The organism is Paenibacillus sp. LPE1-1-1.1 (assembly GCF_040676435.1).
Classification (GTDB): domain Bacteria; phylum Bacillota; class Bacilli; order Paenibacillales; family Paenibacillaceae; genus Pristimantibacillus.
On sequence record NZ_JBEGHY010000001.1, the window covers coordinates 827,071 to 852,240 of the forward strand.

At 50.3% G+C, this 25,170-nt stretch carries 15 protein-coding genes; 3 read left to right on the forward strand and 12 right to left on the reverse strand.

What is annotated here, in order from left to right:
* Positions 1-89 precede the first annotated feature (89 nt).
* Positions 90-929 (forward strand): PIG-L deacetylase family protein, encoded by an 840-nt coding sequence (locus MRBLPE1_RS03900; protein WP_364141771.1) that lies wholly within the window; start codon positions 90-92, stop codon positions 927-929.
* Here MRBLPE1_RS03900 and MRBLPE1_RS03905 read toward each other — a convergent pair.
* From MRBLPE1_RS03905 to MRBLPE1_RS03945, 9 genes are all read right to left on the reverse strand, one after another.
* Positions 892-1,197, reverse strand: a complete 306-nt coding sequence (locus MRBLPE1_RS03905; RefSeq protein WP_364141774.1) for an acyl carrier protein — start codon at positions 1,195-1,197, stop codon at positions 892-894. The two genes, MRBLPE1_RS03900 and MRBLPE1_RS03905, sit on opposite strands and share 38 nt — an antisense overlap.
* Positions 1,198-1,230: 33 nt before the next feature.
* Entirely contained in the window at positions 1,231-2,235 is a 1,005-nt protein-coding gene (locus MRBLPE1_RS03910) for a hypothetical protein (protein ID WP_364141777.1), read from the reverse strand.
* Between the two features lie 102 nt (positions 2,236-2,337).
* The gene (locus MRBLPE1_RS03915) at positions 2,338-9,429 is read right to left on the reverse strand and encodes a GH32 C-terminal domain-containing protein (protein WP_364141781.1); all 7,092 of its coding nucleotides are present in this window, start codon (positions 9,427-9,429) and stop codon (positions 2,338-2,340) included.
* Positions 9,430-9,577: 148 nt separating this feature from the next.
* Positions 9,578-13,606 carry a GH32 C-terminal domain-containing protein gene (locus MRBLPE1_RS03920; RefSeq protein ID WP_364141784.1) on the reverse strand — a complete coding sequence of 1,343 codons (4,029 nt, stop codon included), beginning with the start codon at positions 13,604-13,606 and terminating at the stop codon, positions 9,578-9,580.
* 241 nt (positions 13,607-13,847) lie between these two features.
* Positions 13,848-14,852: a LacI family DNA-binding transcriptional regulator gene (locus MRBLPE1_RS03925; protein WP_364141786.1), complete on the reverse strand. Its 1,005-nt coding sequence runs from the start codon at positions 14,850-14,852 to the stop codon at positions 13,848-13,850.
* A 231-nt stretch (positions 14,853-15,083) separates the two neighbouring features.
* Complete coding sequence (locus MRBLPE1_RS03930; RefSeq protein ID WP_364141788.1) at positions 15,084-15,956, reverse strand: phosphosulfolactate synthase; 873 nt, start codon at positions 15,954-15,956, stop codon at positions 15,084-15,086.
* 98 nt (positions 15,957-16,054) lie between these two features.
* Positions 16,055-17,365: an MFS transporter gene (locus MRBLPE1_RS03935; protein WP_364141791.1), complete on the reverse strand. Its 1,311-nt coding sequence runs from the start codon at positions 17,363-17,365 to the stop codon at positions 16,055-16,057.
* A gap of 87 nt (positions 17,366-17,452) precedes the next feature.
* On the reverse strand, positions 17,453-17,824 hold the full coding sequence (locus MRBLPE1_RS03940; protein ID WP_364141794.1) for a hypothetical protein: 372 nt from the start codon (positions 17,822-17,824) through the stop codon (positions 17,453-17,455).
* Positions 17,825-17,977: 153 nt separating this feature from the next.
* On the reverse strand, positions 17,978-18,637 hold the full coding sequence (locus tag MRBLPE1_RS03945; RefSeq protein ID WP_364141797.1) for a YitT family protein: 660 nt from the start codon (positions 18,635-18,637) through the stop codon (positions 17,978-17,980).
* Positions 18,638-18,814: 177 nt separating this feature from the next.
* On the opposite strand from MRBLPE1_RS03945, the gene MRBLPE1_RS03950 reads away from it, so the two are divergent.
* Complete coding sequence (locus tag MRBLPE1_RS03950) at positions 18,815-18,988, forward strand: hypothetical protein (RefSeq protein ID WP_364141800.1); 174 nt, start codon at positions 18,815-18,817, stop codon at positions 18,986-18,988.
* Between the two features lie 99 nt (positions 18,989-19,087).
* On the opposite strand, the gene MRBLPE1_RS03955 is transcribed toward MRBLPE1_RS03950, so the two are convergent.
* The gene (locus tag MRBLPE1_RS03955; protein ID WP_364141803.1) at positions 19,088-19,810 is read right to left on the reverse strand and encodes a ThuA domain-containing protein; all 723 of its coding nucleotides are present in this window, start codon (positions 19,808-19,810) and stop codon (positions 19,088-19,090) included.
* Positions 19,811-20,007: 197 nt separating this feature from the next.
* On the opposite strand from MRBLPE1_RS03955, the gene MRBLPE1_RS03960 reads away from it, so the two are divergent.
* Positions 20,008-20,961, forward strand: a complete 954-nt coding sequence (locus tag MRBLPE1_RS03960; protein ID WP_364141807.1) for a helix-turn-helix domain-containing protein — start codon at positions 20,008-20,010, stop codon at positions 20,959-20,961.
* Between the two features lie 67 nt (positions 20,962-21,028).
* Here the strand turns inward: MRBLPE1_RS03960 and MRBLPE1_RS03965 are convergent, their stop codons facing one another.
* Both MRBLPE1_RS03965 and MRBLPE1_RS03970 read right to left on the reverse strand, forming a co-directional pair.
* Complete coding sequence (locus MRBLPE1_RS03965; RefSeq protein WP_364141810.1) at positions 21,029-23,911, reverse strand: glycosyltransferase; 2,883 nt, start codon at positions 23,909-23,911, stop codon at positions 21,029-21,031.
* Entirely contained in the window at positions 23,911-25,170 is a 1,260-nt protein-coding gene (locus tag MRBLPE1_RS03970) for a hypothetical protein (protein WP_364141813.1), read from the reverse strand. The genes MRBLPE1_RS03965 and MRBLPE1_RS03970 overlap by 1 nt, the downstream gene beginning before the upstream one ends.

Consider the following 25,170-nt stretch of genomic DNA (forward strand, 5'->3'; position numbering starts at 1 on the left):
ATGCACAAATCCTTTCTAATTATAATTAAATTCACATATAAAGTTATTTTAGTATATAATTAGCATTAAAAAATTAAAGGAGTACTCTTATGAACAAACATTTTTTATTTATTTCTGCACATTTAGATGATGCTGTGATTTCCTGCGGCGACTATATCCATGAGCTTATTCAAAATCATAACCTTGTTACTATTGCGACTGTTTTCACGGGAATGGGTACGGAATTATCGATGCTGGCCAGAATCCTGCACAAAAAATTCGGACTCGGAACGGAAACGATGGATATTCGTAAGCAGGAGGATATTCATGCTGCGGAAGCACTTGGCGCCAGCGTCCTTCATCTTGGCGTTCTGGAATGCATTTATCGGAAAAAGCAAGACGGCAGCCCGATTTACGGTAAGCTGCAGGATCTCTTCGAGACAGACTGGAGGAATGAAGCCGAGGTGATGGAAGAGATTGTAACTGTATTTTTAAAGCAGATTCAAATCGATAACTATGACGGCGTATATGTGCCGCTTGGAATCGGCAGGCATGTTGACCACTGCCTGGTACGGGCGTCCGCCGAGCAATTTCGGCTTAGGACTGCCGATAGCTCACAAATACCTTTCTTTTACTACGAAGATCTGCCTTATCTGTCCTTTCACAAGGACTTGAGCTGGGAAAGCGAACTTGCCGAAGGGCTGTATGCCAAATGGATAACACTGCGGCGCTGCAATCTAAAAGCCAAAATATACGCCGTTACGAAGTACCGCTCCCAATTGCGCCTGCTTTGGCGGTCGAAATACCGCATGCTCAAACAAATGGCAGGACACGCAAACGCTGCGTATGCGGATCATAAGGCTGCACGGTCTAAAAGCAGGGACTACCGGTTCAAGGTGTATGCCGCTAATGCTAAAGATTCCGTTCCTCTGGGCGAGGACTTGACGTAAGAGGCGCGAATGCTGCCTTTTCAATCGTTTCGGCCAGCGTAGCCACTGTTAATCCGTTTTGGTCGATGTGGCCCAGAAGCTCATCCGGCAAGGAAATGTCATAATGCGTCTCTAGCTGTACGATAAATTCAACGATCTGAACCGATTCCAGCATTAGCCACACTTCGCGCAGTGGTGTATCGGCATGGATTTCAGCTGATTCCGGCAACCCTTTCGCCTTTTGCCCGATCAACTCGATAATTTCCTTCATGATGGTTAGCTTACTCATGCTTCACTCTCCTTCTATTCATCCGTTCGTGAACTAGCGTAACACCAGCTTAGATAATAAGATTTCAATTATCTCTGTTTCATTCTTTATAATTTTTCTTACATTCGTAATCATTTTGTCGATAATTGACGAATCATTCGTTAACGTATATTTGATCAACAGGTTTCTGCAAAGCAGCGCATCATTTTCTACATCCCGATAGCGCTCATACAAGCCTGTTCCGCTCTCCAAATAGCCGTTCCGCTCCAAAAATAATAGTCGGCGCAGCATGAGCGCCTTATGATCGCAGATCACATGGAACGGCCTGTAATCTGCCTCCATCTCCTTGCGATTGATTTTGACTAAATCCTCGATCAGCTTGTCATATACCTCTAGTCCAAAAACGCAGGGCCGGGTACGGTAAGTCATTTCCCGCATCTTCTCAAAGCTGTTTGTCCCCGACAAAAAGCCCTCCAGCTGTTCAATCACATTCGCTAACCGAAATTCATAGCCTAGCGAGTCATTATAGCTAATTAAAGACAAGCCGCCCTTTCCGAGATACAGCCAATCATCTCCGCCTTGTATGGCATGGTATGCCTTCTCCATCTGTGCGAAAGCAACCTCCGCGAACGAATATTTGCCCGTGAACGTAAAATCGGCGACATGAAACACCTGGCGCTCCAGGTCATAGCCGTAGATGAACAAGTCATGAGGCAAACGGTCATGCCCCTGCAAAAAATAAGCCTGATCGAATACGCCGTAAATATAGTTGTTCATATTAATGCTGTCTATGAAAAAAGAGCAAATGTCAGCATTAAAATAGCTTACGGTTTCCCGCTTCAAGTGCTGATGAAACAGCCATGGGCAAAACTCGAAGGTCGGCGTACGGTAGAAGTCCACATAGGAGCTGCCAAAGTTCGAGGTAAGCTGGAGCTGGATGAAATGGCTCATGATCCACGGCTCCGTTTCCGGATAATTGTCTAATACCGCGAACGCATTTGCCTGCCATTGCCATGACGTGACGAGAGGATACTGCATCGGTAAAATTTTTGAACTCATGTTCACCCTCCTTTATTTGTCCGTTTCCTGCGAAGAAGCGGCATGCCGCCCCTTCGCAGGCATAATGGACTCTATTAATGTAAACGTAATCGACGCGATTTGCTAGTCAACAAATTGAACAGCCTTTAATAGGCGATGCAGCTGGCTGGCGATTTCCGCCCTGGTAGCCACTCCCTTAGGATCGAGCAAACCATTGCTCCTCCCTTGCAGCAGTTTCTTGGCCAGAAGATCCGATACGGCCTGGACTGCCCAAGGGCTAACTTTCTGACTATCTGAGTAGCTTCCAAGCGCCTTGCCGCCCTCGTCCTCGCCGTTTATTGTTCCTGCGAACGCGATGGCTCTCGCCAGCATAACGGCTATTTCTTCGCGGCTGACGTTTTCGCGAGGCTTAAATGATCCATCCCCGTATCCTTGGATAAGTCCGAACCGGGCCGCTGCAGCGACTTCGCCTGCAAACCAATCTCCTTCCTTGATGTCCGTAAATGAAGCCGTGGCTTTCCCATCGTCCGCAAGACCAAGCGAGCGGGTAAGCAGCGCGGCAAATTCTGCCCTCGTGACGGTATCCTGCGGCGCGAAGCTAGCTTCTGACTTGCCTTTTAAAATTTGCTTGGCGGATAACAGCTCGATATCCTGTTCCGCCCAGTGTCCGGCAATATCACCGAAGGATTTCGCGGCAGACGCAATAACGTATATGCTGTTGCCGTTTCGTTTCAGCACGGCCGACGTTTTCCCTTCTACTGCCCTGAATACTGCAGGAACAAAGGCATACTCGCCTGAAACGTGATCAAACCTAAGCGCCGTTGCGTCCGCCGCATTCCATGCGCCGTCTATCGTTATTGAGCGGGTTACGTACTGGGTACCAAAGTCGGACAGCTCCGTAAATGCCCCTTCCGACTCCAGCATTAGCTTGAATTCGACTGGCTCCGAGAGAAGCGTGATGCCTGTTTGCTCAGCTGATGCTTTCAATTTTTCAGCTTCGTCTTTCGTCGTATGTCCCATTAAAATATGAAGCATTCCGGTCTGTTCATTCGCTGCTGTTTGGAGCAAAAGCTTCAGCGGCACATCGTAAGTCAGCCTGCCATATACGACTGTAACAACGGTGCCCGGCTGCGCTTTGAGCGTTTCCATTAACGGCTTCATCGGCAAGGCTGCTGCCAGCATATTCTCTGAATTCGCAGGCACTTCAATAATAAGCTGCCTGTTTACCGAGGTGGCGGCTGTTTTTAGCCCGCCCGCAAGCTGTGCCTCTGAAAGCTCGACCTTGGCTGCGCTTCTGCCCTCTGCATCCGTTTCTATCCGAATGCTTGCCGCCTCTATCGTAATTTTCCCTGCTGCTTGGTTAAACGCATCCGAATCTCCGCCGGTTGACGGATTTTCTCCTCCAGTTGACGGGTCCGGATCGGCAGCAGCTGCCGGAACATTCACGTCATCCACGTTGAGATGCCCCCAGCCGCCGGTCCGCTGATCCACGATTCGAATGTAGAGTTTTTCGCCTTTATAGGCTGCAGCGTCCCATTTTACTCTGCGATACTGCTCGCCGTCATGTCCCGTTGCCTTCATCAGCACTTCATGATTCGAGGCTTTTACAAGCGCAACATACAGCTTGTCGATATCCCTGCCTCCGCCAATCAAGAAATCAATGGCTCCATTCCCGCCAAGCGTGAACGTCTCCGATTTGATTTTGCCTACGGCATCATCGCCAAAGTCAGGATGGAAGCCCCATAAATGATGGCGGCCCGTGTCTTGGCGGTCAAAGGCTTGGTTGAACGGACCACCCCAGCCCCAGTCGTTCCGGCTCGTCACATGCCCATCCGTAAAAGCATTGCCTTCCTCGATGATCCACCCGGACAAGTCGCCGTTTTCAAAATCATGGTTAGACAGCCCGCTCACGCTTTCCGCAGCCGGCTCTGCCGCCGGCCAATAGGAATCAACCGTTTCACCATAGGCGGATTTCATTTCCCATACCTGCAGCTTTACGATTTTCGCTTCACCGTCTTTGCTCCAAAGCTCAAGTCCGAGCGCATCCGAAAGACTCGGATACACGCGCGTGGTGATGCTGTTTTTCCCGTTCGCGTAAGCTTCGATCATGGAACGGTCCAAGTAAATATGAAGCGACAGCCGCCCTTCATCCAAAGCCATTTCACCGCCGTGGATCCCTTTGGCAATATCCGGATCCAAGCTGGATTTGTTGCGATCCAGCTCAAGCCGGCCGTTTTTTTTGTTATAAGAAAGGAGAGTCTCCTCACGTCCGTCGGCAGACGCGCGCAGTTTTATGCCAAACTCTTTCGCGTCCGATAAATCCGCTTCGAGAACGACTTCGAGCATATCGCCCTTTACCTGCTTAAGCCGTGCGTTAGCCTCTTCAACTCCGGAATCAGCTATTTCAATCAGCTGCTCGCCGCGAAGCGAGTTAAGCTCTTCGATCGGCTCAACGCCAAGGGTTCCGTCTTCCAGAAGCGACAGCACGACCGGCAAACCGGCATTATGAGCCCAGCCGGCATCATAATGCTGCTGCTCCGTACGCCGATCCTGCGCAATACTGAATAGGATCGAGCGTCCTTGTCCGTCTACCATGCCGCTCGGACCGGTAAAATGCTCGCCGAAATCAAACAAGCTCGGTTGTTCCTGATCGGGAATAAAACGGTTCGTCGCCTTGTCCCAGGTGCCGATCCAGTGGAACACATTTTTTACGTTGTGCTCGCTGTAATGGTCGAACCACGGATTAATGAAGAAGGCATATTTTTGCGTGCCGTTCCCGTCTTTGCCTACCGGCAGCAGCACGGGCAGCTCCCACACCTGTCCCGTATCCGGCCTGTTCTTATAATCCCCGACGAAGAAAGGATTCTCATACGTCCAGTTCACCATATCGGGAGAAGAATAAAGCAGCGCCGTTCCTCCGACATCCTTAATGCCGGAGCCGACAAGCTGATACCACATGTCCCCGTCCTTCCATACGTAGGGATCCCGGAATTGCCCAAACCAAACTTCTCCCTCATCTGCCGGAAGATTATTTTCCTGCTTGGTAACAACACGGTCCTCCATGATCCATTTTTCAAGATTGGCGTCTCCGTCCTCCGCAAAGGTACTGCGGGCAAGTCCCGTGTTCTGATTAGGAACCGCTTGATCGTCTCCTGCCGTGAAGAACAAAGCGGGATTTCCGTTGTCATCCACCACTGCATTGCCCGACCACACGCCGTCCGGCGTGACAGAACCTCCATCCGGCGAAAGAGCAACCGGCATATCCTTCCAATGAACCATATCCTCACTTACCGCATGCCCCCAATGAATTTGATGCCAGTAAGGACCCTGCGGGTTATGCTGATAAAATAGATGGTATTTTCCTTCAAAAAACAATGGACCATGCGGCTCGTTCATCCAATGCCCCGGCGATATAAAATGGTACTGCGGCCGGTAACGGTCTCCGTCATAAACGCTGCGGTCAAAATCAAGCTCCGGCTCAGGCGCCCCGGCATTTCCGAATTGCTCTGCCGCAGCATCATAGCGGAGAGCAATTTCTTCCGGTCCGAGCGCGGTGTTTCCAACCTTTACTTCATCCACCAAGCCGTTAAACATGTTTGCCGTGAATACGCCGTTAATTACGGCTCCCGTGTTGTTTTTGCCGATTAGAAAACTGCTATCTGACGGCGCAATAGGCGTTTTCCTGGAAACGGCCTGTTCGCCTGCGAGCTCTCCGTTCAAATACAGCTTCAGCTTGCCTTCGCTCTTGCTGTATGTCGCAGCTATATAAGACCATTCAAACTTATTAAGCGGCTTATCCGCTGCCGCCCACACCTCCGACCATTCGCCGTTGATGCCTGCTTGAAAGGACCACTTGCCATGGCGTCCCATTCCAAGGATATAGCCGGTCTTGCGGGCTTTGTCATGCTGATTGACGATAGCGGACAGCTGGCCCATATCGCCCCATTCATAGGATCTGGGAGCTACCCACGCTTCGATCGTGATCTCATCGTCGGGCTTCGCGATTTGGTCGGCTGGCCGCTCGAGCCAGGTGGAATAGCCGTCAAACAGCAAGCCTTTTCCGGCAATCCCGTCTCTCCATATCGGCTCCGTGGACGGCTTGTAACTCGCGTTATTAAATACATAGTGAACGCTGTCATCCTTACCGCGCACCGCATCTTTTGCGGTCATTCCCTGACCTTCGTCAAAGCTCCAGCTTCCAAGAAGACCCTTTCCTCTAACCTTGATATCGTCGATATTGATATGTCCTTCCTTGCTTTCATCAACGACTTTCACGTAGAGCTCTTCGCCTAAATAAGGCAAAGCATCCCAAGCGACACGCGTATACTTCTCTGAATTCGTGCCTGTCGCTTTCATAAGAACGGCATGGTCGGAAGCTCTGACGAGTGCCGCGTACAGCAGCTCGGAATCCTCCCCTCCCCCAATCAGAAATTCTATGTTTCCTGTCCCGGACAGGATAAAGGAATGAGAGGTCAAGGAACCCGTACGTTCATTCGCGTTCGTTCCTTCTGCTCCTCCCGACAAGCCCCAAGCATGAAATTCTCCTTCATGCCCGAATGCCGCCGCATCTTCGCCAAAGTCTGCTTGATTAGTGATCACGCCGGAGAACGCGTCTCCGTCTGCCGTCCAGCCCGTCAAACCACCGGACTCAAAGCCCGGATTCTCCAGCTCCCGCGGGATGATCGGCTGGGTATTGTATACGGAGAAACCGTCTACGTTGATATGTCCGAAGCCGCCGGTATGATAGTCTACGACCTTGAGATACAGCTTTTGGCCCAAGTAATCGGAGGCATCCCATTCAACCTGGCGATAGCCCTCGCCCAATGTGGATGAACCGCCTGTCGCTTTAAACAAAATTTCATCATCCGCTTCATTAACAAGCGCCACATAAAGCTTATCCAAATCCTCGCCGCCGCCGACGCGGAAGCTTACTTTTCCGGTGCCTCCCAAGCGGAAGGTTGTCGATCTCATTTCACCGGTCCTGCGGTCAGAAAAGTCAGGGTTTTCCGCACCCGCAAAGCCCCAAGCATGGTAAACGCCATGATGATTGAACGGCGTACTTCCCCAGAAGACGGGCACATCGGATACCGGCGCTGCAAACGCCGTGCCGATTGTCGTCCAGCCCGTTAGGTTTCCGCTTTCAAAGTCGGGGTTTTCAATGGTTTCCGGGGCGTTCAGCACCTGAAAGTCATCGACGTTAATGTGACCCCAGCCGCCGGTGTGGCTGTCAACAACCTTCATGTACACCTTCTGTCCCACATAATCCGCCGCATTCATATGAACGCGCCGAAGGGTTCCATCATCCTTCCATTCCGTGTTCGTAACCTTCATCAGTTCTTGATCGTCTTCCTCCCTGACTAACGCCACGTACAGCTGATTAATATCGTTGCCACCGCCAATCAGAAAGCTGATGTCGCCGGAGCCGCCCAGCATAAACGGCGCGGAGCTTAACGTCCCGGTTAAAGCATCTCCCGTCTTGGCGCCCCATACATGATAGATGCCCTGCTTATTAAAGCAGCAGCCCCAGCCCCAGTCCGAATCCGTTACCACATTCGCATTCGAAAAGGCATCGCCCTCGGCCGTCCAGCCGTTTAAATTGCCGCTCTCGAAATCAGGGTTCGGAATCTCGTTTGATGACATCGGCTTTTCTTTGGTTTTGCCGATATTTGCTGCCTTTAGCGGATAAACCGCAAGCGATTGAAGCTGCGCGATCCCGTTTTCCGCAAAGATCTCGATTTCATTCTCACCCGTCTCCGGGAATAGCAAGTCGGTAAAGACAACGGCACCGTCATCCGCAAACAACTCCACCGAGGTTTTATCGACAAGAAGATGAAGCTTTAACGTCTCGCCCGCCGAATAATCCGCTTCATGCACGGCTTGGCCGTATTCCGTATTAAAGCTGGTAATACCCGATTGCGTCCGATCCACGAACAGCTTGCCGCGCTGCGTATCGTAGCCAACGGCCGTCTTCTGGCTTTCACCCGAATGAACATTGAAACCGAAGCGGCTGGCAGCGTCCTTGTCTACCGCAAACTCCGCGATGATCTCATACGCAGCCCCTGCGCCTTCGGGGAGCTTGATGCTTCCGTCGATGACGTCAAGCGGCTCAATTTCCAGCGGCGGAAGACGGAGCTCCTGCAGCTCTTCAACCGGCATTTGCTTCATTCGAATGCCTGCGCCGGCATTGCTCGTAAGCGTCAACTCTCTTGGCACCGTCATGGCTCCCCGCCAGCCGGCGGATGGAATGGACTGCGCATAATGCCAATTATTCATCCAGCCCAGCCAAATGCGGCGGCCCTCCACGTCGCTGAAAGTCATCCCCGCATAAAAATCACCGCCGTAATCTGTCCAAAGCACTTGCTCGGAGGGATTCAAATTCGTAAATGCCGCACCGTCAAAATCACCGACAAAATACTGCATGCCGGAACCGAAGGCAGGCGCTCCTTCCGAAAGACTAACGGAAAGAAGCCACTTCATCTCATCCGGATTTCCGTCGACAGCCAGCGGGAACAAATCCGGCGTTTCCCAAAAACCGTTATGGGAGCCTTCGGATGATCCGAAATCGCTCTCATGCTTCCATGTCTTTAAATCCGGCGAGGAATAAATACGGACATGGTCCCCCGCAGTTATGACCATTGCCCATTTTTGTGTTTGCTCATGCCAAATGACCTTAGGATCACGAAATACCGTAAGCTCGGACGGCTGCGGAATGACGGGATTCCCTTCATATTTCGTCCATGTTCTCCCATTATCATTGCTGAAAGCGAGGCTTTGCACTTGCTTGTTCGAATATTCCTGCGTAAACATCGCCACCATCGGAGGTTTGCCGTTAGCTCCGAAGCCTGACGTGTTATTCCAGTCCACTACGACGCTGCCTGAGAACATATGGCCAAGCTCATCCGGGTATAAAGCGATCGGCAGCTCTTCCCAATTGATCAAGTCCTTGCTGACCGCATGCCCCCAGAACATCTCCCCCCATGTATTGCCCGAGGGCTTATATTGATAAAACATATGGTATTCCCCGTCATAATACACGAGCCCGTTCGGGTCGTTCAGCCAATTCTGCTCGGGCGTATAATGGATTAAAGGCCTGAGCTGCTCGGCCGTCAACGGATTCGATTCCGCCGCCGATACCGATGGCTGAGGCGCTGCCTGATAACACAATGAAAAGATAAGAATAAAAGCCATCACCAGATTCAATCCTTTTTTTCGCATGCGCGTGCTTACCCCCAGAAATAGTTATTCGTTCGCGTAAACGTTTACGTAAAAGTACAGCTTCTTTTCCGTTTTCCAATCGCTTCACTAGAGTAGAGGACGGCCGTCCCTTGGACGAACAGCCGCCTCTCTCCTTTTATGCCTTGCGCTATCCGTTCACCGCAACCGGAACATGAATATCGTCCGCGTTGAGATGGCCGAAGCCACCGGTCGCCTGATCCACCAATTTGATATAACATGTTGTGCCTACGTAATCCTCGGCGTTCCAGCTTATTCGGGCGTAAGCTTCATTGCTGGCACCCGTCGCTTTCATAAGCACCGCTCCATCGGAAGCCCTGACCAAAGCAATGTACAGATTACTAATGTCATTGCCTCCCCCGATCAGAAAATCAATGGCTCCCGTGCCGCCCAGCTCAAAATCCGCCGATCTCAATACGCCGACCCGGGCATCGCTTCCGGCTTTAAAGCCCCAAAGATGATAAATGCCGTTCTGATTAAAAGGTCCGCCCCAGCCCCAGCCCGTATCGGAAGTAACATCCGCGGCACTGAAGGCATCCCCGCTTGCGACCGTCCATCCCGTTAGATCGCCGCTTTCAAAATCATGGTTCGCAAGCTCGTTTGTTTCCACCAGCGTAGGCACATTGACATCATCCACGTTAAGATGCCCGAACCCTCCGACAGACTGATCGACGATTTTGATATAGCATTCCGTACCGACATGCGCCGAAGCGTTCCAGTTGATGCGCGTATAGGCTTCATTATTGCTTCCGGTCGCTTTCATCAGCTCCGCTCCGTCGGAGGCTCTCACCAAAGCAACATATAGATTGTTGATGTCATTGCCGCCGCCAACCAAAAAGTCGATGGCCCCGGAACCGCCCAAAACGAAGTTAGCCGATTTCAACACGCCCGTTTGCGCGTCTCCGCCATCTTTATGCCCCCAGAGATGATAGCTTTTATTTTGATTGAACGGTCCTCCCCAGCCCCAGCCAGTGTCGTTTGTTACGTCCGCGGCGCTGAACGCATTGCCGCTGACAACGGTCCAGCCCGTTAGATCACCGCTCTCGAAATCGTGATTCTCCAGAATGCCTGCGGCATTCCCTGCCGGCTTAACCGGAACAATAAAATCGTCGACATTGAGATGCCCCCAGTTATCCGTCCGCTCATCCACGATTTTGATGTACATAGCTGTGCCGATATACGCCGTTGCATCCCAGCTCCTTCGCGTATAGGCTTCCGTCGTGCCCTTGCTGCTTTGCCAATCCCAGTAGCTGCCCGGCCCGCTCGTTCGGTACAGCTCCTTGTTATCCGATGCCCGGTAAACAGCGACATAAAGCTTATCGATATCCGAGCCTCCTCCTGCTTTAAAGCTCACTTGGCCATTGCCGCCCAGCGTAAAGACTTCCGACTTCATGACCCCTGTCGACGCATCTCCCCCGCTCAAATGTCCCCATAGATGATAGCTTCCCGTTTGGTTAAAAGGCTGTGTCCCCCAAAAAGTCGTTTGGTTCGTAATCGCGCTGTTAGAGAATGCTGTCCCGCTCTCCACGATCCAGCCGCTTAAATCGCCTTCTTCGAAGCCGCCGTTAAACAAATTGGCAGATGTTGGGGCGTTTACGATCGTAACGCTTCGCGTGGCAAGCTTTGATCCATCTCTTGTTTTTGCCGTAATGACCGCCGTTCCAGCCATTTTGCCTGTTACGGTGCCGTTTACGACCGTCGCAACGGAAGGCTGGCTGGACGTCCAGATGATGTTTTTATCCGTCGCATTGGCCGGTGCAACCACCGCTTGCAGCGTCTTTTTGCCGCCGACCAAAACCTCCAGCGAAGACGGAGCAAGGCTCACCCCCGTTACGGGAACCGGCTCATAGGCCGATTTCATCCGCCAAACCTTCAGGCTTTTGACCGTGATGGAGCTTGTATTCGCATTTCCCCAAAGCTGAAGCCCCTGCGCATCGCTGCGCGTCGAATACGTCCGAGTCGTGATCGACTTCAAGCCGTTTAAATAAGATTCCACCATCGATTTATCCAAGAAAACGCGAAGCTTGACGTTTTCATTCCCGATATCGACAGTGCCCTTCTGCACTCCTTTATTGCTGCCGGCAACCGTTTTCGTCCGATCGACGCCGTATTCGTCATTGCTGTTCTTGTAATAAAGCAAGGTTTCTTCTTCGCTGTTTGGCGATTTCCTCACCTTGAGACCTACGCTGTCCGCCGAGCCCCGGGCGATCTCCAGTTCAATTTCAAGCGTATCCCCGGTTATCGATGAGAGAGCTGTATTTGCGGCCGCAAAGCTTGTATCCGTCGTAATGTTCAAGAGCTGCTGTCCGCGTAAGCTTTGCAATTCAGAAATCGGTTTTATGCCTAATTTGCCGTCCGGGCGCAATTGCAGTTCCACCGGCAAACCCGCGTTATGTGCCCAGCCAAAATCGGAATCCTCCTGAGACGTTCTTTGGCCCTGGGCAACCGTGAACATAATATTCCGTCCCGTTACCGGATCCGTAAAGGCGCTCGGTCCCGTAAAATGAAAATCGCCAAAGTCCATAAGCTGCGGAGCCGGGCTGTCCGGCGTAAATTTCGCGGTCGTGCTGTTCCAGGTCCCAATCCAGTAATAAACCTCCACATCCGCGCCTGACCCTACGGGACTAATGGCAAACAAATGCTTACCGCCGCCTAGCGGTAAAATAATCGGAAGCTCCCATACAGGCCCCAAAAACGGATAATTCGTCATATTAGCCTGGTACAATGGTCCGCGATAGGTCCAGTTCATTAAATTCGGATCCGTAGTCGAATAGACCGCTGCCGTTCCGCCTTGTCCTGCAATACCCGTACCGTTCAGCAAAAACCAAGTGGAGCCGTCCTTGAATACATAGGGGTCGCGGAATTCTCCAGAGATGCCTTGGCCTGACTGCTGCGTAATCGCCAGCTTGGATTCTTTAACCCACCGCTTCAAGTCATTGTCCCCGTCGGTCTGGACGGTGCTTCTCGCCACACCCACGTTTTGGTTGCTGCTCATATAGGGCCTGGAATCGTTGCCAGCCGTAAAAAATAAAGTAGGATTGCCGAAATCGTCGATTACGGCGCTTCCCGTCCAATCGCCGTCAGGATCGACCTGGAACAGCTCAGGAGATATAGCCGGCGGGAGATCACGCCAATGCACCATATCGTCACTGACCCAATGCCCCCATTGCATATTGTGCCAATAAGGACCCTGCGCGTTATTTTGATAGAACAAATGGTATTGTCCGTTATAGTAGACCGGCGCATGGGGCTCGTTCATCCAATGGCCCGGCGCAATGGCATGGTAGGTCGGCCGATGCTTATCCCCGTCATATACGCTCCGGTCAAAGCTTAGATTAGGCGTCGGAAGATTGCCTCCTAGCGCCGATAACCGGCTGTCATATGCGGTTTGCGCCTCGGCAGCCGTAAAGGCGCCATTGTAAAGTTTCACCTCGTCGATAAGTCCGTTAAACATATTGAGCGGGAAAACGGCAAGCGGCGTGCTTTGGTTATTTTTCCCGATCAGCAGATTGTTCGAGGAATGGGAAATCGTTGTGTTTGCCGGTATCGCGCTCGATGCTACCTGTTTTCCGTTCAAGTACAGCTTCATCGTGCCCGCGGTACCGTCGACCGTTGCCGCGATATGCGACCATTCGTTTTTGGGCAGCGCCTCATAGGACCATACTTCATGCCAGGCGCCCCCTGACCCGAACTGGAATGACCATGTGCCGTGCCGGAATACGCCAAGAATAAAGCCTTGTTTTGCCGATTTATCCTGCTGGTTTACCACTGCGGACAGTATGCCTCCGTCTCCCCATTCATAAGCGCGCGGGGCTACCCAAGCTTCAACCGTCATCGCGTTTGCAGGAGTGGAAACCGCGCTGTGCGTAATCCAGTTTGAATACCCGTCGAATAGCAGAGTCTTACCCGAAATGCCGTCACTGCGCCAGATCGGATCACTCGAGGGCTTGTAAACCGCATTGTTGAATACATAATTAATCGGGTCATTCGTTCCGCTGACTTCTTCCTTCGTCAGCTTGCCGCTCCCCTCGTCCAGCTTCCATTCGGCAATTTTCGTTGCAGCCGCCTCTGCTTTTGGCGGTGCTAATAATGCGGGTACGAATAATGATATAGCCAGCGTACAAACAACAAGCTTCGTAATGCCTTTCCCAATCCTCATCCTTACGCCTCCTAGAATCGTATCGGTACTACAGCTGCGACCATTACTTTAAATAAGAAGCCCGTTATGTAAGCGCTGACATTTTATCGTAGATTAGGCTCCTGTTTAAAGCTTTCCATACCTTTCTGGGTGCCATGTTGTGAGAAACGGTTTCGCAAAAACCTTTTATGATAAGAATGCATCACCTCCTTATAATTTAAATCGTTTACGCAAACGTTTACGTAACGGGCAAAAAGAATAGTCAGCTCGATTGCCTGACTATCAGTTTTGCCGTTAGACGATATTCTTGCTTTGGAGCCGCCGCGTCTTCTATCCGCTCCAGCATCACCTCGGCCGCTTTTACGCCTAATTCGAAGGCGGGCTGCTCGATGACGGAAAGCGGCGGGGAGGTTATGCGCGTCCACTGAAATTCATCATACGCAATAACCGCTATCTGTTCCGGTATGCTTATTTTCTTTTCTTGCAGATATGCCATTACGCCCATTGCCATAACGTTATCCGATACGAAAATAGCAGTGGGATCCTGCTTTAGCAAGGAATCCGCAAGCTGATAACCGCTGCTGAGCGAAACCTCACCCATCTGGATCAATGCCTGCTCAACCGGCAGGCCCGCCTCTGACAATGCCTCGATGTAACCTACATAGCGTTCCTCCGTCGTTGTAAGCGTCTGCGGTCCCGATAAATAGGCAATCCGTTTATGCCCCTTGTCGATCAGCATTTGCACGGCCTCCTTCGATACGGTCTTGTTATCGACCACAACGGAGTCTCTTTCGCTGTTATCGGGCACTCTATCCAAATAAACGACGGGATAATCCCCGAATAATGGCTCGTAATCCAGATCTCTGCTCGACGGCGCCATGATCAGCCCATCGATCATCTGGGAGCTGATCATCCGTATCTCTTCCGATTCAAAATTTTCCTCCTCATGCGAATCGCTCAGCACGAGATGGTAGTTATTTTGCTTCAGCACGCTCTGAATGCCCGCGGCAACCGACATAAAGAAATAATTCGACGTTTCCGAGGCCAGGATCGGCGCCAGAAAGGCAATGACATGCGATTTGCGGCTCCTTAAGGATCGCGCGACGGAATTAATCCGAAAGTTCAAATCGTTCATCGCTTGATGTACCTTCCGCTTCGTATCCTCCGATACAAATCGCGTCCCGTTGATGACATGCGATACGGTAGCCGTTGAAACATTGGCATGCTTAGCCACGTCTTTAATGCTTATATTTTTATTTTCGCTCATATATTCACACCTATGCTCGTCATTCTATTTTAAAATCCATTTGGTATACGTTCTGACGTAAACGTTTACATAAATTACTTTATTTGATTCGCTTAGGTTTGTCAATTGTATTTTCTCCCCTGGTAAGCCGGATGCTCCCGCGGGCATTGCCGCAGGAATTGGATTATGTAAAAACGCTTCAAGGAAACCCCTGCGAACAGGGGTTTCCTCATTTATGGTATGTTCATTTTATTAAATCATATATACAAATTCCCTCGTCTGCTTTTCCCTCACCCCGAACTCGAATGTATCCTGACGAAGTCCGCGCCTCATCGTCTCCAATGCAAGCACATCGCTTGTCGGAATGTTCCCCAAATGCACATCCGGACCGAATTTATGCAGCAGCAGCACCTGTTGGTGCTTCAGCGGCGCTTCCCACAATAGCCGCTTCGTATCCGGGATAAACCGCAGTATGGCATCTAAAATATCCTTGCGGCATTCGCCATTTTCATCAAATAGACCAACGCCCACACCCGATTCGCGAGCTTCAACCGTTACCAGCTCGGCGCCTGCTTCCAGATCACTCTCAAGCGTTTGCGCAAGATGCTTGGCATCAATCAGCGACCCCGACAGCTTTTTGCCATATTCGGTGAAAACCTTAAGACCGTGTTTTTTGCCTTCCAGTATCAGTTCGGTTCGTTTTTGGCGTGACAGTTCGATCGTGCCGTCGGATACTTCGATGCCGCTAAATCCAAGCGTACACACGGCATGGAAAAAATCCGGAACAGCCTCTTGCTGAACGGCTGTCTCCAGCAGAGTCCCCCCCGGCATGACCGTAATCCCGTGCTGTTTGGCTAAATTAATTTTGTAAATTAACAGTTCAGAATGATAAAGCGGTACCGTCCCAAAACCGAATTTTACGCAATCCATATAATCGGAGGCTGTTTCCATTAAATCCATAAACGAATTTCTGCCGAGGCCTTTATCAATGACCATCGTTTGACCGCGGCCAACAGCCTGGCATGCGTTGCGGTTACCGGCCTCAAGTTCGGACAGGCAGCGAAGCCCGCTCGGATCAGACAACTCTTTGGGCCAAACGGTATAAAGGGAATCTTTGCCTTTCAAATGGGATCTCCTCAATTCTTTAATGAATGTTGTCATCGATTGATGAGGTATCCTATGCGCGATTCCCTTGGCTTGTGCCTATTGACAATAACGTATCGTTACCCGTCCTTTTCTTCCGTTAATTTCGCGGGGGGTTTGATCAGGAAGAACACTAAACCGAGCGTAATGAAAGATAAGGCAGAGACCGTAATAAATATCATGCGATCCGATTTATCCATCATCCATCCGAATAAAGGAGGCCCAGCCGCCACGCCTAAGAAACGCAGGCTATTATACAAAGAAGTGATCATACCGCGTTCGCTTTTCTTAACGGCGCCGGTTATCATCGTATTTAAGCAGGGGAGGAGCAGCCCGGTTCCGATGCTGCTGACCGTTAACAGACCAATAAATACGTAAATGTTTTTAAAAAAGAATATCGTGGAGGCAAGAGAAACGGTCATGGCAACCAACCCGATATTCATGAGCCAGCGTATCAAAACGCCATTCTTTTTGATCAAGCTCCCTGTGGTATACGAGGTGATCGCCATCCCGAGCAAAGGTATGGCTAATATAAGCCCTTTGGTAACGCCGTTAATGTTGTAAGGCTTTTCTTCCAGCGTGTTGGATAAATAAAAAAGTACGCCGAACAGAATAAAAAGCCCCAATGAACCTGCAAAAAAAGAAGTGGTCAGCCACCTTCCCTTTTCGCGGAATAGTTGTCCTATTTTATGGATGTACGTCTTTAAATCTTGCTTTTGATCATGTTTTGGCTCTTTTATCAAAAAAATGACGGCCAGCAGCGACACCGCGCAAAACACCGGAAAAGCGAAAAAGGAGGCATACCACACGATTAAAACAAGCAATGAGCCGATAATGGGGCTGAGAACCTTCCCTACCCCATTTGATGCCTCAATCAAGCCCAGCGCTTTGCTTTCTGTTCCCCCGTTGTATAAATCGCCTACAAGCGCCATCGCAATCGGTGCCGTTCCGGCAGCCGCAAGTCCTTGCATCGCCCTTGCTGCAATTATGACCGGGTAGGAATCCCAAATGGCGCCAAACCCCGCCAGAATCCCGCTTGCGCCGTAAACAATCAGTGCGGGGATAATGATGACCTTCCGGCCGAATCGATCGGATAAATAACCTATGACCGGAATGAAAATCCCAGCGGCTAAGGAGAAAATAGATATGATCAAGCTGCTTTGAAATTTGCTGATTCCAAGCTCTTTTTGCATGACGGGAAGTACAGGCACAAGCATCGAATTGCCAAATACGAGCACGATCGGGATTGTGGCGAGCGCAATAAATTCCCAAATGCGGCCTTTTGAACCGCTCTCAGGCTTCGTCTCCTTTTCTTTTACCTCCTTCGATTCTCTCGGTCTCATATCGCTCCTGAACGTAATGTTCAGCTTCCTTGATTTCGTCTTTTCCATAATCGCGAACTCTCCTCTAGATGGGGTTAAATGCAGCATCCAAATGAAAAAGAGACATTCCAGCGCATGGAACGTCTCTTTTTCATTTTAGACTAAGGCGCCTTCTTTCTGTACGATCGCTATCGCTTTGTCGAAATCTTCTTCCTCGATGACGATGGTTAGCAGGATATCGCGTCCCGTTATTTCGTTGGCTTCGCCGCCTGAGCTCATTCCGCTTGCGCTGACGCTTGCCGCAGCTAGGATTCCAGCGTTTGGCAAGAAATCGCCGCCAAGCGTCAAGCTTCCGAGACTCGGAAAGTCGCTCGTTACGGGATTTTCGATATGGTCAAGACCATCTCCAGGATATCCGTCAAATCTATCGATAGAGCTGTCCGCGAGCTTTAAAGTTTTTATTTGCTCTAAAGCTTTTTCCGCTTGTTCCGGGCTTTTGAAGTAAGCAAGGATGTTCTTCTCGGCCATGCGTATCGCCTCAATTCTCTGCAGTGATGACGTTGATTATTCCGTTAACATAAATTATGATTCACGATTGAAAATCAAACTATGCATCAAATCATGCACTGCGGTAGGTCGGCCTGCGGATAGCTAATTACGCGGAAAACCACGGTCAAGCAATCAGCTTTTTTTTCTCCAGGCTATCGTGTAGTGAGGTGACTTTGGGTACGGCGCATTAAGCAACCAACTTACGATTCTCGTTGATATCCATTGGCACAGAACCGCTTGTACGATGATCACCCAGTCAATCACATAAGAAGTAATAATAATGATGCTCCCATTCATTACAAACAAAACCTTTGCAGGGTCGATATTTTTGTATTTTGAAATCGCCAATGCAGCAAATCCGATCCCTCCGTTTGAAACCCCCTGTTTTAGAAGAATCGAAACACCGGAACCAAGGATTACCGAACCGACCAGGAGATCGCTCCATAAATTCGTAAAAGGCGAAGCGGCATATACCTCAAAAACATTTACCGAAACGGAAGTGATCGTAATCGTTATTATCGTGCCGACGGCACTGACTTTTCCGAGATAATGGACCGAAGAAATCAGAAATATAAAATTGGTAAGCCATAAACCAATGCTCATCGGGGTCTGAAACCAATAGTTTAGCAGTACCGCAATTCCCGCGCCGCCGCCGGAGGGTATGGAATGAGGGAACAGGAATACGCCCATGGCAAACCCTTGGATGACCGATCCCGCGAAAATAAAAATGCCCCTTATGAAAAAACGGCGTAAAAATAATTTGTTAAGCAGGTCTCGTCTATTTTTTTTCACAGAGGATCTCCTTATATGATGTGGGATAGCAGCCCGTCCTGCTTTTCATTAAATGTATGCTTGCCATCACGGGGGAATGCCATGGGATAAAGATACTCTGTACGCATAAGACCGGAGCGTGTGACGAATGATAACAGTTAGCCTTTGGGCGAAGATCGATTGCGGAGGAGAATGGAAATGACGACAAGCAGACAACACCAGGAAGCGCATGGGATTGGACAAATCGAAGAGCAATTAGAGCAGCAAATTCAAGCCGCCACGAAGATACAAGGCGAAAGCAAGCTCGATCAGGAAATTAAAAGCGCCGCCAACGAACATTCGTCGGAAATGGATGAAATTATAGAAAAATAAGCGGAGAAACGGCGCAACCGCGAGCTTTGTATGTTTTTGCAGAAAAGAACCGGCCATCTATTAGGATGTCCGGTTCTTTTCTTCATAAATTATAAATAATTACTTTGCCGCTATTTTTTCTAACGGCTGTGCATTTCCATAGACAGGGCGATTGCGGTCTACGGGCTGTGCCCATTTCACGGCATTCGCAATGACGCGTTGAATGTCTTTGTTATGATAAGTCGGATAGGTTTCATGACCCGGTCTGAAATAAAACACTTTGCCGTTTCCGCGCGTAAAGGTACAGCCGCTGCGGAACACTTCTCCGCCCTCAAACCAGCTTGTAAAGATCAGCTCGTCCGGCGCTGGGATATCAAAGTGCTCGCCGTACATCTCTTCTTTTTCCAGCTCGATAAACTCCCCTATGCCTGCAGCGATCGGATGGCTTGGCGCCACGACCCAAAGCCGTTCTTTCTCATCCGCTTCGCGCCATTTCAAATCGCAGCTTGTACCCATTAACGCTTTAAAGATTTTCGAGAAATGACCGGAGTGAAGGACAATGAGGCCCATGCCGTCCAGTACGCGCTGTTGCACTTTTTGGACAACTTCATCTTGTACTTCCCCGTGTGCGAGATGTCCCCACCAAATCAATACATCCGTATGGTTTAATACCTCATCTGTCAAACCGTGCTCCGGCTCATCCAGGGTTGCCGTCCCGGCTTCATACCCGGCTTCCTTCAAAAAACCTGCAATTACGCCATGAATGCCATCCGGATAGATTTCACCTACAAGCGGGTTTTTTTTCTCATGGCGATTCTCGTTCCATACTGTTACTTTTATCATTATCCGAGCACTCTCCTTCATGATTTCACTAATCATAGTATAGAAAAGCCGAGCGACTAAGAAAATACCTTATCATGCCCCTTTTATATTCAAAAATGTCCTCCAGTTATATTCATTCCAAAAAGTCGCGGTCTGGAGATGATTATCATAAACACACTTGTCCAAAAGTGATATACTCCAATTAGGAGGTATTGCACATGCCCTTATTAGAAAAGACCATCGACACACATGCTGAAGCAATCAATGAAGAGGTTATTTATCAGAACCCGCTGCTTTTTCTAAAAATATGGGAGCTTAACCTGGAGGCTCACCACTGCAGCCCGCTTGAGAAGCATCCCTGGCACTACCATAAAGAAGTAGAATTTCTCGCTGTCATAGAAGGGCACTTAGGCGTGCAAAGCAAACATAATTACGTCGTGCTTGGCCCGGGTGACGTTATGGTTTTGGGCGCATCCCAGCCTCACCGCTCCCATAAGCCGCTAACTGGCGTGCTGCATTACGTCGTGTTCCAGATCGATCTGGGCAAACATTTTGACCAGAGCACCATGCCGTACCTCTACTGCTTCTCGGAACAGACCGAGCCGCTGGAGAAGCTAAATTATATTTTTGACATCAATGAATCAGCCAAACGTGAAACGTATGCTTTCATCCTAGAAATCTTCAAAGAATCGCAAACAAGGATGAGAGGCTACGAAATCGCCATCAGCTCTACGATCAAGCGATTGATGCTGCTGCTGTTAAGATGCGACAGCCGCAACATCTTGAACTATACGGAGGAAACGGAATTAAACCGGCTAAGACCGGTGCTTGATTACATCAACACCCATTTGCAGGATAAACTCTGCGTCGAAGATGCATGTCATTTGCTTAATTTGAGCTATCACTACTTCATCAAATACTTCAAAAAAACGATGGGTGTCTCATTCTTGGACTATATCAACTATAAACGAATCAAACGATCCGAGCTTTTATTGCTGACTAGCGAACTAAGTATTTTGGATGTGGGCTACGAGGTGGGTATCTCAAACATGGCCCAATTCTATAAATTATTCAAGCGGCATAATCGCTGCTCGCCGCGGGAATTCAAAGTGCGCATGCGCAACGAGTCCCGGGCTTCAATGGGAGCCGCGCAGTTAAACGCAGATTTGTAGGAGCGATTGCATTCGCAAAAAAAATGAACCTCGGAATACTCCAAGGTTCATTTTCATTTTATCCTTATTATTTATCAATAACCTGCAGCGTCGTCAGCTTATATTCGTCATCTCCGATTCGGATGATGCTGTCGGCTGGAATATCGGCCTGCTTGCCGAGGTCGACGACAACCCGGCTCGCATAGCCTTCCGGCTCAGGCGCAGCTTCGGGATCTGCAAGCGGCGTTTCCGTAGGTTGAACCGTCGCCGGTGTCGAAGGCTCCGTCGTCACTGCCGTTGCTTCGGGGTCCGGCGTTGGCGAAGCATCGCTAGCCTCTGTGCCGCAATCAGGCATGAGCTTCAGCTCCGTATATTCTGCCGCTTCAGCGCCATGCGGCTCTATCGATATTGAACTCGGCGCAAACAGTGCGCACGAAGCTGCATTCTTGAACAAAAACACGAGGGAGGTCGCAGCTTCCTGACCTTCGGACGCTGCTGTTTCCTCCGCGTATACGAGCGTTTCCGGCTCATTGACTACCGCTTGAGCCGTAGGCGATACCTCGGGCAGAGCCGCTCCTTCATCATTCGAAGCATCCTTCCCGGAAAATGAAAGCATGATGCCCGAGACGAGAAAAATAATACCCAAGCCCGCGATAGTCGTTATTAACGTCGCTTTGCGATTCCGGCGAAAAAACTTAGCAAGAGGCGAAGATAGCTCGCGCTCCGCCTGTTTGTACACTGCTGCCAGGGTAGGGCCCGCCTTATCGAAAAACTGCTTCCGGTTCGCGCGTTTCTTGAATGCGTCCCGGTCATGGTTTTTAAAAAAAGCGATAATCGCGACTGCATAAGCCGGCACGAATCCTTTGGGTCTTATAAAGTCAGGATGCTTCTCTGACCATTGGAAAAATTGATATACGATTTCCTTATTCGGCGCATTCCTCTGCAAATAGCTGAGCAGCCCCTCATAATCTACCGAATCCAAATCCGAGCTGTGAAGGAAGGCCAGCACGATTCGCGGAGCATCGGCAAGCTCCAGCCGCCCCGCCAAAATCTGGCGTACAGCCTGCTGCACGTGGTCGATCTCCGCTGCAGAAAGCCGGCTGAATAAGGCAGACGCAGGCTCCGGAAGCATCAGGCTCTCATAAAGCGCAAGCAGCTCGAAAGCGGCAGACTTTAGGTGCGGATCCTGCAGCTGTCCGTTCCAGCGCTGCAGCCGGTCCTTAAAGCTAAGGAAATCAGCCTGCCCGAGCTGCTCTTTGGTCAGCTTGTCCATTTGAAGCTCGGCCAGCATGGCCCGATAAGCAGCCAGCTCCAGCTCCCCATACAGATCTTCGTAATCATATGCTGGCTGTTTCCTGATTTGCAAGCCCGCTTCCTCTTCCAGCCTTCGCAGCTGCGATAAAGCTTTGCTTACCCCCGGTATCGAATAGCGCTCCCGTTCCAGCTTTGACAACAGCTGCCGGCGGGCAAGATCATGGAACGGTTCATAATCAAAAAGCCTTGTTTGAACGCTTCCCCAATGCGCAATCAACTCCAGCATGCTTTTTACGCCCGCCGCTTCTTCCAGCTTCTTCTCCAAGAAAGGAATTAGCAGGCTGCCCGTGAGCCTGGAATCGGCCATCAGCTTGGCAAAAAAAGCCTTGCCTAAAGCAGGATTGCCTTCTATGGCTGCATAAACGGAATCAATCGTTTCTTGCTCGTTCTGCTTAACCGCATGGTTGAGCGCATGGATAAAATAAGTGACAAGCTTGCTTTCGATATTGGAGTTCTCAATTAGGTAGTAATCCTTAAAGACGTCCACGATGAAAGCATTTGGCACAATGCCCTGCCGTACCCGGTCAAATTCGTAATCGAATCGGGAGAGAAACAAATCATTTAGACGGTTTTTGGAATGAAGCGCGCCGGTTGGCTGCAAATATTCGAGCAACCCGCGAAGCACAGCCGTTTTATGCGTTTCATACAGCGTCTCGTCGCCTTCTTCGATTCGGTACATTACGCACAGCTGGTGGTAGCTGTCCGCCGCGGTCTGACGCTCCGGCTCCATGCCTGCCAGCATCTGCCCCGCAAAATGAAAGAAGCGGTCCGTACGCTCAGGCTGGTCCAAGTTGTCCCATGCGAAATCCAAGAACGGTTGGTCTGTGCCGTCTAGTTCGACATTCATCAATCGTCCGCTCGCGAAATCAAACGTATAATCCTTTTCGATGCTGCGGTCGCCTTGGCGCAGGCTTCCCTGCTCCACGAATGTGAGATGCACCGATTTGCGGCTTTGAGGCTCCTTCGCATACGTGATGAACCCAAGCTGCTTGCGGTAAGCGTTCGGCAAGCTCGCATAAAGCACCGTAAGCAGCTGCTTTGCTTTGTCGGGCAGCTGTGCAACCGGAACGTCAAGGGCAACGTAAATCTTCTTCTTGCCGCTGATTGCCGACATCATCGCGTACAACAGCTGCTTAAACGGCTTCTCCCCTATGTTCAGAAGCGCCAAAAGGGAGCGGTTTGACGGTTTAACCGCAGAACCCGTCTGGACAGGCAGGACGGCTAATTCCGGTAACTCCGTGCCGTTTTCGATATCATAGCCATCCGCGAACGCGGCATGCAGCCAGCTTTTATACTCATTTGCGGACTCGCTGCCATAACCCGCCGGGATTATATAGTTATGCGTAAAAAACGCGCTGCGAAGACCGGTAAAATCCGCGGCTTGATAGACGCTTCGTCCCAGCACGACGTCGCCATTTTCCAAATGGAGCAAATGCATCGTCTCGGGATATAAAGCTTCGTTCTTCTCGCCGCGAGCTGTCAGCTCGGTCGGCGCATCGTATACGCAAAACGGATGCAGTATTTTTTTGATAAAAGCAGGATCTAAACCGCTTGACCTCGCTACCGTATCATAGCCCTCCGTGGATCTGAAAATACCGCGTCTCTCCCGTGCGTACATCTGCTGCTGGATCATCCTGCGGGGCGTGAAATCGCGCACTATTCTCTTCTCCCCTCAATGTAGTTCAGCTTATACAGCAGCCAAATGAAAGGCTCGTCCACTCGGATCGGGCTAACGACGGTTTGCAGCTTCTGATCTACGGGATTGCTGCCGAGAGCGGATACCGCGTAATAAGCCGTATCCTTGAAATAGACGTCCATCGTCCCTTTGAACGGCCGGTCGACCTTCTCGATGAAACGGCGGATTTCGCCATCGATATTTTCAAATTCCGTCAGGTTAAAATAATTCCGGTGCACCATATTATTGAAAATATTGCTATTCGATTTAATGTATTCGCCATCCTCATCCTTCAGGGAATGAAGCATGTCGCTCTTCGTCAGTACGACCGCTGTCGGTATATCCGTCTTGTTGTTTTCCTGATAGGCAATGAAATCGCCGAACATCGTCAGCACGACATCGCGCGGCTCGTCATATTGGGAGACCCATTCTCCCGGCTTGTCGCCCAGATTGATTCTGATTTTCTCGCGTATCGAGCGGATTTGCAGCGGATCAACCATCAGCAGGATGCCTGCCGAGTTTTTAATATGCTGGCCGTGCAGACCCAAGTAATCCTGCTCGACCATTCCCTCGCCCGCCACATCAAAAAATACGAGCGTGAGCGGCGGCTTGGATTCATCTTTGAATACGAATTGAAAAATAAACGGCTCCTGCATCTTCTCCTTCTGGGTAGAAGCCAGCAGGTCGCCGCGTTCGAATAACGGCTCCTCGTAATTCGTCCGGAACTTACGGCTAATCTCCGCGTTGAGCGGCATGCAGGCGGCATTGAAATGGTCCGCCGTCGTGTTCTGCAGCGTATGGATTAATGCGGTCATATACACCGATTTGCCAACCTGCGACGCGCCGATTATGGAAATAATGTTGCTCGGCACTTTGCCTGCCGTTACCGGAAGCTCGTTATGGCATTTCGGGCAAAGCCTTCTGCGTGTCAGCTCGCCGTAACGGTCATTGAGTCCGATCAGCACATGGTCGGAATACACCCAGTGCTCTTCCGGCACGTCCTGCGGACGAAGCACCGCTTCCATATCATGAACGGAATCGAGGCCAAAGCGTTCGCGGTATTTGTTCAGCTCCTCGTCTTCCCCAAGCGCATAATCCTCATCGTCCTCCCGGGAATGGGCAGCGCGGAAAACGACTTCTTCCGGCGTGAATTTACTAAAACAGTAGGGACAGACAATATCGTAATATAACGGACGCTGCTTCGCTTCCGGCTTTTTTTTGAAAAGATCGAAAATGCCCAT

What these genes read in the sequence shown, in the direction of transcription:
- MRBLPE1_RS03955 (WP_364141803.1), bottom strand. Translation starts at nt 19,810, where the DNA reads ATGATAAAAGTAACAGTATGGAACGAGAATCGCCATGAGAAAAAAAAC.
- MRBLPE1_RS03940 (WP_364141794.1), bottom strand. Translation starts at nt 17,824, where the DNA reads ATGGCCGAGAAGAACATCCTTGCTTACTTCAAAAGCCCGGAACAAGCG.
- MRBLPE1_RS03900 (WP_364141771.1), top strand. Translation starts at nt 90, where the DNA reads ATGAACAAACATTTTTTATTTATTTCTGCACATTTAGATGATGCTGTG.
- MRBLPE1_RS03910 (WP_364141777.1), bottom strand. Translation starts at nt 2,235, where the DNA reads ATGAGTTCAAAAATTTTACCGATGCAGTATCCTCTCGTCACGTCATGG.
- MRBLPE1_RS03960 (WP_364141807.1), top strand. Translation starts at nt 20,008, where the DNA reads ATGCCCTTATTAGAAAAGACCATCGACACACATGCTGAAGCAATCAAT.
- MRBLPE1_RS03915 (WP_364141781.1), bottom strand. Translation starts at nt 9,429, where the DNA reads ATGCGAAAAAAAGGATTGAATCTGGTGATGGCTTTTATTCTTATCTTT.
- MRBLPE1_RS03935 (WP_364141791.1), bottom strand. Translation starts at nt 17,365, where the DNA reads ATGGAAAAGACGAAATCAAGGAAGCTGAACATTACGTTCAGGAGCGAT.
- MRBLPE1_RS03970 (WP_364141813.1), bottom strand. Translation starts at nt 25,170, where the DNA reads ATGGGCATTTTCGATCTTTTCAAAAAAAAGCCGGAAGCGAAGCAGCGT.
- MRBLPE1_RS03950 (WP_364141800.1), top strand. Translation starts at nt 18,815, where the DNA reads ATGACGACAAGCAGACAACACCAGGAAGCGCATGGGATTGGACAAATC.
- MRBLPE1_RS03920 (WP_364141784.1), bottom strand. Translation starts at nt 13,606, where the DNA reads ATGAGGATTGGGAAAGGCATTACGAAGCTTGTTGTTTGTACGCTGGCT.
- MRBLPE1_RS03925 (WP_364141786.1), bottom strand. Translation starts at nt 14,852, where the DNA reads ATGAGCGAAAATAAAAATATAAGCATTAAAGACGTGGCTAAGCATGCC.
- MRBLPE1_RS03905 (WP_364141774.1), bottom strand. Translation starts at nt 1,197, where the DNA reads ATGAGTAAGCTAACCATCATGAAGGAAATTATCGAGTTGATCGGGCAA.